General features: G+C 35.9%; 5 protein-coding genes and 2 pseudogenes. All 7 read left to right on the forward strand.

Annotation, left to right across the window (positions count from 1 at the left end; genetic code table 11):
• Positions 1-169, forward strand: a pseudogene (locus C3E88_RS06550) (glutamate formimidoyltransferase); the annotation flags it as partial.
• Positions 170-274: 105 nt separating this feature from the next.
• The gene (gene uvrC, locus C3E88_RS06555; RefSeq protein ID WP_236909369.1) at positions 275-2,149 is read left to right on the forward strand and encodes an excinuclease ABC subunit UvrC; all 1,875 of its coding nucleotides are present in this window, start codon (positions 275-277) and stop codon (positions 2,147-2,149) included.
• Entirely contained in the window at positions 2,142-2,333 is a 192-nt protein-coding gene (locus tag C3E88_RS06560; protein WP_236909370.1) for a PspC domain-containing protein, read from the forward strand. Before uvrC ends, C3E88_RS06560 begins: the two co-directional genes overlap by 8 nt.
• A gap of 11 nt (positions 2,334-2,344) precedes the next feature.
• Positions 2,345-3,280, forward strand: a complete 936-nt coding sequence (gene hprK, locus C3E88_RS06565) for an HPr(Ser) kinase/phosphatase (RefSeq protein ID WP_236909371.1) — start codon at positions 2,345-2,347, stop codon at positions 3,278-3,280.
• A gap of 213 nt (positions 3,281-3,493) precedes the next feature.
• Positions 3,494-7,042 carry a pyruvate:ferredoxin (flavodoxin) oxidoreductase gene (nifJ, locus tag C3E88_RS06570; protein WP_236909372.1) on the forward strand — a complete coding sequence of 1,183 codons (3,549 nt, stop codon included), beginning with the start codon at positions 3,494-3,496 and terminating at the stop codon, positions 7,040-7,042.
• A gap of 157 nt (positions 7,043-7,199) precedes the next feature.
• Positions 7,200-7,295 (forward strand): annotated as a pseudogene (locus C3E88_RS06575) (ABC transporter ATP-binding protein); the annotation flags it as partial.
• 55 nt (positions 7,296-7,350) lie between these two features.
• A partial coding sequence (locus C3E88_RS06580; RefSeq protein ID WP_236909373.1) for a hypothetical protein occupies positions 7,351-7,603 on the forward strand: 253 nt, incomplete at its 3' end.

Raw genomic sequence — 7,603 nt, forward strand, 5'->3', positions numbered from 1 at the left:
AACCTTCGAATTAGTTAAACAAGAAGCAAGCAAATACGGCGTAGCGGTAACTGGCTCCGAACTAGTAGGTCCAGTAAAACTAGAATACCTACTAAACAATGTAGAATTCTATCTAGGACTACAAGGCTTCAGAAAAGAACAAATACTAGAACATCATCTAATGAAGTAATACTATTTCCCATCATCAATATAATATTGGTGGTGGGAATTTTTATTTATATTTTTCTCTTTCCTATGGTATTATATCTATAGAACATATTGAAAGGTGATCATATTGTTTAATATAGATGAAGAATTGAAAAAGCTGCCGGACAAACCGGGAGTATATATAATGAAGGATAAGGATGGAGAGATAATATATGTAGGGAAGGCCATCTCCCTTAAGAATAGGGTTAGACAGTATTTTAGGTCTTCTAAAAATGATCCACCAAAAGTAAAGACTATGGTGAAACATATAGAAGAGTTTGAATATATTATTGTAGACAATGAAGTAGAAGCTCTAATCCTTGAGGCCAATCTGATCAAGAAACACAAGCCTAAATACAATATACTTCTTAGGGATGACAAACAATATCCCTACATAAAGGTTACTACCAATGAAAAGTATCCTAGAGTATTAAAGACCAGAAGAGTACTTAAAGATGGAGCCAAGTACTTTGGCCCTTATCCCAGTGCCTATGCAGTTAATGACACCATAGATATAATAAGAAATCTATATCCCATAAGGACTTGTAATCAAAATCTGGAGAAAAACCAAAGGAAGACTAGGCCCTGTCTTAACTACTATATAGGTAGATGTTTAGGTCCTTGTCAAGGCAATGTAGATGAGGAACTGTACAATTCCATGATAGATGAGATAATCATGTTTTTAAGTGGAAAAGAAGATAAATTGATAAAGATAATCGAAGACAAGATGATTAAGGCCTCTGAAAATTTGGATTTTGAAAGTGCAGCAAAATATAGGGATCAGATGAATTCATTAAATACTATACTAGAAAAACAAAAGATAGTAAGCCCTAATCTAGTAGATCAAGATGTAATAGGCATGGCTAAAGGGGTAGACGAAGTTTGTATTCAAGTTTTCTTTATAAGGACTGGTAAGGTTGTAGGAAGGGAGCATTTCATATTATCCGATACCTTTAATGAGGAAAGAAAGGAGATCCTTAGTTCCTTTATTAAACAGTTCTACCTTGGGACTGCCTATGTGCCTAAGGAAATATTTATTGAAGAGGAGATTGACGATATAGAGCCTATATCTAGATGGCTATCGGAAAAAAGAGGTTCAAAGGTTACAATCCGAATTCCTAAACGAGGAGAGAAATCTCAGCTTATGGATATGGTGAAGAAAAATGCCATGGATATGTTAAATCAATACGGAGATAGGTTTTTAAAAAAACAAAGGGAAAACCAAAGGGCATTGGAGGAATTGCAGCAGTCTCTAGGTTTAGAGAAGATACCTAATAGAATAGAGGCCTACGACATATCCAATACCTCGGGTATATCCCCTGTTGGCTCCATGGTAGTGTTTGAACAAGGGGAGGCTAAAAAAAGTGATTATAGGCGATTTAAAATCCAATCCGTAAATACTCCTAATGACTATAAGAGTATGGCGGAAATTCTAAGGAGAAGATTTTTAAGGGGATTGAAGGAGAAGGAGATGGTAAAGGAAAACCAAATAAAGTTAAAAGGTTTTTCCATCTTCCCGGATTTGGTAATGGTAGATGGAGGGAAGGGGCAAGTGAATATAGCCTTAGGAGTTTTAAAGGAATTAGGCTTAAATATCCCTGTTTGTGGCTTGGTTAAGGATGACTTTCACAATACTAGGGGGATTATTTATGATAATGAGGAGATAAATCTAGATGAGGATAGTCTTGGTTTTAAGCTCATATACAATATTCAGGAGGAGGCCCATAGATTTGCCATATCCTATCATAGAAGCTTACGAAGCAAGAAGATGTTCAAATCCGAATTAGATGATGTAAAAGGTATTGGAGAAAAAAGAAAGAGGGAACTATTTAAACATTTCCATACCATCGATAATATTAAAAAAGCTTCTATAGAAGAATTAACAAAGGTAAAAGGTATGAACAGAAGGGTAGCCGAGGACTTATATGGACATTTTAGAAACGAGGAGGTAGGAGATGACTAAAAAGCTATATCGCTCCATGGAAGATAGAATTTTATGTGGGGTATGTGGAGGTATTGCAGAATACTTAAATATAGACCCTACAGTTATAAGATTGGCCTGGGCATTGTTTTCAGTATTTACTGCTATGTTTGGTGGAATTATTGCATATATAATAGCTTGTATGATTATACCAGAAAGATTATAGGAGGAAAAAATATGGATTGTGTTACCTTAGAGAAAATAGTAGAGGATTTAGACCTAGAGATAATATACAGAGCAAAGGATATGGAAAAGGTAGAGATTACAGCTAGTGAAATCAATAGACCAGGGCTACAATTAGCAGGCTATTTCCATAGATTTGCCTATGAAAGATTGCAGATAATTGGAAATGTAGAATGGGATTATTTAAGCAGTCTATCAAAAAAAGTCCGTTATGATAGATTTAAAAATATGTTTACCTACCCCATGCCAGCTATAATCATATCTAGAGGCTTAGAGGTGTTCCCCGAGATAATAAGCTTAGGTAAAGAGTGCAATATATCTATTTTAAGGACAGAGCTTCCAACTACGAAATTTATCAATGCCCTAATAAACTATTTGGATTATATGTTAGCCCCTGAGACAACAGTCCATGGAGTTTTAATAGAGGTATATGGTATGGGAATATTAATAATGGGAAGTTCTGGTGTTGGGAAAAGTGAAACAGCCCTGGAGTTGATAAAACGGGGACATAGATTGGTAGCTGATGATGCAGTAGAAATAAAAAGGGTTGAGGAAGAACTAAGAGGAGAAGCCCCAGCTTTGATCAGACATTTTATGGAGATAAGGGGAATAGGCATCCTTGATATTGAAAGATTATATGGGGTTGGAGCAGTTAAGAAAAGCGAATTTATCGATCTAGTAGTAGAACTAGAATTTTGGGATGAGGACAAAGAGTATGACAGAGTTGGTTTAGATGAAGAATATATAGAGCTTTTAGGCGTCAAAATACCTAAAGTAGTAATCCCCGTAAGACCTGGTCGAAATATTGCCATGATAGTAGAAGTAGCTGCAAGAAATACTAGACAAAAAAAGCTAGGGTATAATGCAGCTGAAGAGCTAAACAACAAGGTAAAGGAGCAGATAAGAAATAGAAAGAACAATAATAAATAAGCATGGATTAAACTGGTTGACTTTAATTTAGATGTTTAATATACTTTACTTGTAGGTGGTTTTTATTAGTGACATTATAATACAATAATTGGCTTAAACTCTACTATTACTCTATGGGAAATGTAGTTAGTAATATGTAGGGGCTTTAAGCCAAGCAGATGTTAAACTTTGTTTAAAAATAAACATATAAACAAAATCGAAGGAGGTCTATTAATGGCAAGATTTATGAAAACCATGGATGGCAACACCGCTGCAGCCCATGTGGCCTATGCATTTACGGACGTGGCTGCCATATATCCAATTACCCCATCTTCAACTATGGCAGAATTGGTAGACGAGTGGTCCGCCCATGGAAAGAAAAATATCTTTGGTCAGGAAGTATTGGTTACAGAAATGCAATCAGAAGCTGGAGCAGCAGGAGCTGTTCACGGTTCCTTATCAGCTGGTGCATTAACTACCACTTTTACCGCTTCTCAAGGTCTACTTCTCATGATACCCAACATGTACAAGATGGCAGGAGAATTGTTACCAGCAGTATTTCATGTATCAGCTAGAGCTTTAGCAGGACATGCCCTAAGCATATTTGGTGATCATCAAGACGTAATGGCAACGAGACAAACAGGTTTTGCCTTGTTAGCTTCAGGTAGTGTTCAAGAGGTAATGGATTTAGCGGGAGTTGCTCACTTAGCTGCAATAAAAGGCAGAGTACCCTTTGTACACTTCTTTGACGGATTTAGAACTAGTCATGAAATTCAAAAGATTGAAGTTATGGAATATGAAGATCTAGAAAAATTAATCGACCATGAAGCATTAAACGAATTTAGAAACAGATCCTTAAATCCAGAACGTCCATATACAAAAGGAACAGCGCAAAATCCAGATATTTATTTCCAAGCTTTAGAATCAGCTAATCCATACTATGAAAATATAGTAGAGATCGTAAACGATTATATGAAGGAGATAAACAAAATAACTGGAAGGGATTATAAACCATTTAATTACTATGGTCATCCTGAGGCTGAAAGAGTCATAGTAGCTATGGGTTCTGTAACGGAAGCTGTTGAAGAAACTATCGATTACTTGATGGATAAAGGTGAAAAAGTAGGTGTAATAAAAGTTCATCTATATAGACCATTCTCACCAAAATATTTCTTCGATGTACTTCCAGAAACCGTAGAGAAAATTGCAGTATTGGATAGGACAAAGGAAAAAGGCGCTATAGCAGAGCCATTACACTTAGATATAAAGAGTATATTCTATGACAAACCTAATGCTCCAATAATAGTTGGTGGAAGATATGGATTAGGTTCAAAGGATACTACTCCATCACAAATAAAAGTAGTATTTGACAATCTAAAGGAAGAAAATCCGAAGGATAGATTTACCATAGGTATAGTAGATGATGTGACTCACACATCTTTAGAAATAAAAGAAGAGATAAATGCAGAGCCAGAAGGTACTATCAGATGTAAATTCTGGGGATTCGGTTCAGATGGTACTGTTGGAGCTAACAAGAGTGCTATTAAGATAATCGGAGACGACACGGATATGTATGCTCAGGGATATTTTGCATACGATAGTAAGAAATCTGGTGGAGTTACCATATCTCATTTAAGATTTGGCCACGAACCGATAAAATCTACTTATTTGATTTCTGAAGCTGATTTTATATCTTGCTCAAAACAATCCTATGTTCATCAATACGATCTACTAAGTGGATTGAAAGACGGTGGGACCTTCCTTCTAAACTGTAATTGGGATAAGGATGAAGTAGAAGAGAATCTACCAGCTTCCATGAAGAGATATTTAGCAGAACATAATATAGATTTCTATACAATAGATGCAACTAAAATAGCTAATGAAGTTGGCCTTGGCGGAAGAACCAATATGATAATGCAATCGGCATTCTTCAAACTTGCTAATGTTATTCCAATAGATGAAGCTATAAAACATCTAAAGGATTCCATAGTAAAACAATATGGAAGAAAAGGTGAAGAAGTAGTTAATATGAACCATAAGGCAGTTGATATGGGAATTGAAGCCTTAGTTAAAGTGGATATACCAGAGTCCTGGAAGGATGCAGTAGACGAAGAAGTAAAAGAAGAGAAAGAAGTACCAGAATTCATCAAAGATGTAGTAATTCCAATGAATAGACAGGAAGGAGATAAGCTTCCAGTTAGCACCTTTGTAGGTAGAGAAGACGGAGCATTCCCTCATGGTACAGCAGCTTATGAAAAACGTGGCATAGCAGTTGAAGTACCAGAGTGGATAATGGAAAATTGTATCCAATGTAATCAATGTTCCTATGTATGTCCTCATGCAGTAATAAGACCTTTCCTATTAGATGAAGAAGAGAAGAAAAATGCTCCAGATACCTTTGAAACTAAGAAGGCTTTAGGTAAGGGATTGGATAAGTATGAATTCCGTATACAGATATCACCATTAGATTGTACTGGCTGTGGAAACTGTGCTGATGTATGTCCAGCAAAGGAAAAAGCATTAGTTATGAAGCCCTTTGAAGAACACTATGAAGTACAATCTGAGAACTGGGATTATGCTATAGACCATGTAGAACCTAAGGAAGATCTAATGCCAGATACAAATGTAAAAGGCAGTCAATTTAAACAACCATTGCTACAATTCTCAGGAGCATGTGCAGGTTGTGGAGAAACTCCTTATGCTAAACTAGTAACTCAACTATTTGGTGACAGAATGATTCTAGCCAATGCTACAGGTTGTTCATCCATTTGGGGAGCTAGTGCACCATCAACACCATATTGTACAAATAAGGATGGCAGAGGACCAGCTTGGGCTAATTCGTTGTTTGAAGACAATGCAGAATACGGATACGGTATGGCAGTAGCAGTTAAGAAGATAAGAGAAAAACTTGAAATGCTAATGGAAGAATTCATAGCATTAAATATAGATAATGAACTAAATGATGCCTTTAGCCAATGGCTAGAAGAAAAAGACGATCCAAAGGCTTCCAAAGCTGCAGCAGGGGTTATAATACCAAAATTAGATAAGAAATTAGATAACGAAAGAGGCAATGAAATCCTTAAGGAAATAGCTGAATTAAAGGATTATCTAATTAAAAAATCCATCTGGATATTTGGTGGAGACGGCTGGGCTTATGATATAGGCTTTGGTGGATTAGACCATGTATTGGCTTCAGGAGAAAATGTAAACGTACTTGTATTTGACACAGAAGTATATTCCAACACCGGTGGCCAATCATCTAAGGCAACACCTACAGCAGCAGTTGCTAAATTTGCAGCTTCTGGTAAGAAGGTAAGGAAGAAAGACTTAGGTATGATTGCAGCTTCCTACGGATACGTATATGTGGCTCAAGTAGCTTTAGGAGCTAATATGAATCATTTAGTCAAAGTATTAAGAGAAGCAGAATCTTATGATGGACCATCCCTAGTAATAGCTTATGCACCATGTATTAACCATGGTATAAGAACAGGTATGGGGACTAGTATAAGACAAGAAAAGAGAGCCGTTGACAGTGGATACTGGCATCTATATAGATTCGATCCAAGATTGAAAGAAGAAGGAAAGAATCCATTTGTACTAGATTCTAAAGAACCAACAGAATCCTTCATGGATTTCATAAATTCAGAAGTAAGATATACATCACTAAAACGTACTTTCCCAGAGCAAGCTGATGAACTATTCAAAGCAGCAGAAAGAGACGCTAGGGAAAGATACGAAAAATACAAGAAGATGGCAGAAGAAGGTACTGTAACAGCTGAATAATAGATAAATAAAAGGTAGAGGCCAAAGCCTCTACCTTTTTTCTATATTCTGTTCCAAGATATATTAATAGCTAAGTTTAATACTAATTATGAATCTCCAAATATCCTGCACAAAAAAACATTGAATTATGAAGATTCTTAATATACAATCAATATATGGAGAAAGGCAGTGTGTTATCATTGCCTGGACATTAGTCTCTAAACCAGCAATAGTTCTTGCAGATGAACCTACCGGAAATTTAGATGAGAATACAGGAATATATGATTATGAAAAATGTATGTAAATATATAAAGGGGGGAAGTACTGGAATGAGAGACATTGCAAACAGGGGATTGAAAGGAAGAAAAAAGGATACCTTTTTATTAAAATTGGTTATCACATTAGCATTTATATTTATTGTGGCATCAACTATTTTTCAAGCTAGTATAGATAAAACTAAGCAAGAACAGCGTCTTGACTTATATGGAGAATGGCATGCTGCATATCTTAATAGTGATGAAGAAACTTTAGAAAGATTAAGAAAGGAGTCTGAAATAGATAAAACTGGGATTAGCTTGATTA

The organism is Clostridium sp. Cult3, from assembly GCF_021655115.1.
In the GTDB taxonomy this organism is placed as follows: Bacteria; Bacillota; Clostridia; order Tissierellales; family Tepidimicrobiaceae; genus PPXY01.

What these genes read in the sequence shown, in the direction of transcription:
- hprK (WP_236909371.1), top strand. Translation starts at nt 2,345, where the DNA reads ATGGATTGTGTTACCTTAGAGAAAATAGTAGAGGATTTAGACCTAGAG.
- nifJ (WP_236909372.1), top strand. Translation starts at nt 3,494, where the DNA reads ATGGCAAGATTTATGAAAACCATGGATGGCAACACCGCTGCAGCCCAT.
- C3E88_RS06560 (WP_236909370.1), top strand. Translation starts at nt 2,142, where the DNA reads ATGACTAAAAAGCTATATCGCTCCATGGAAGATAGAATTTTATGTGGG.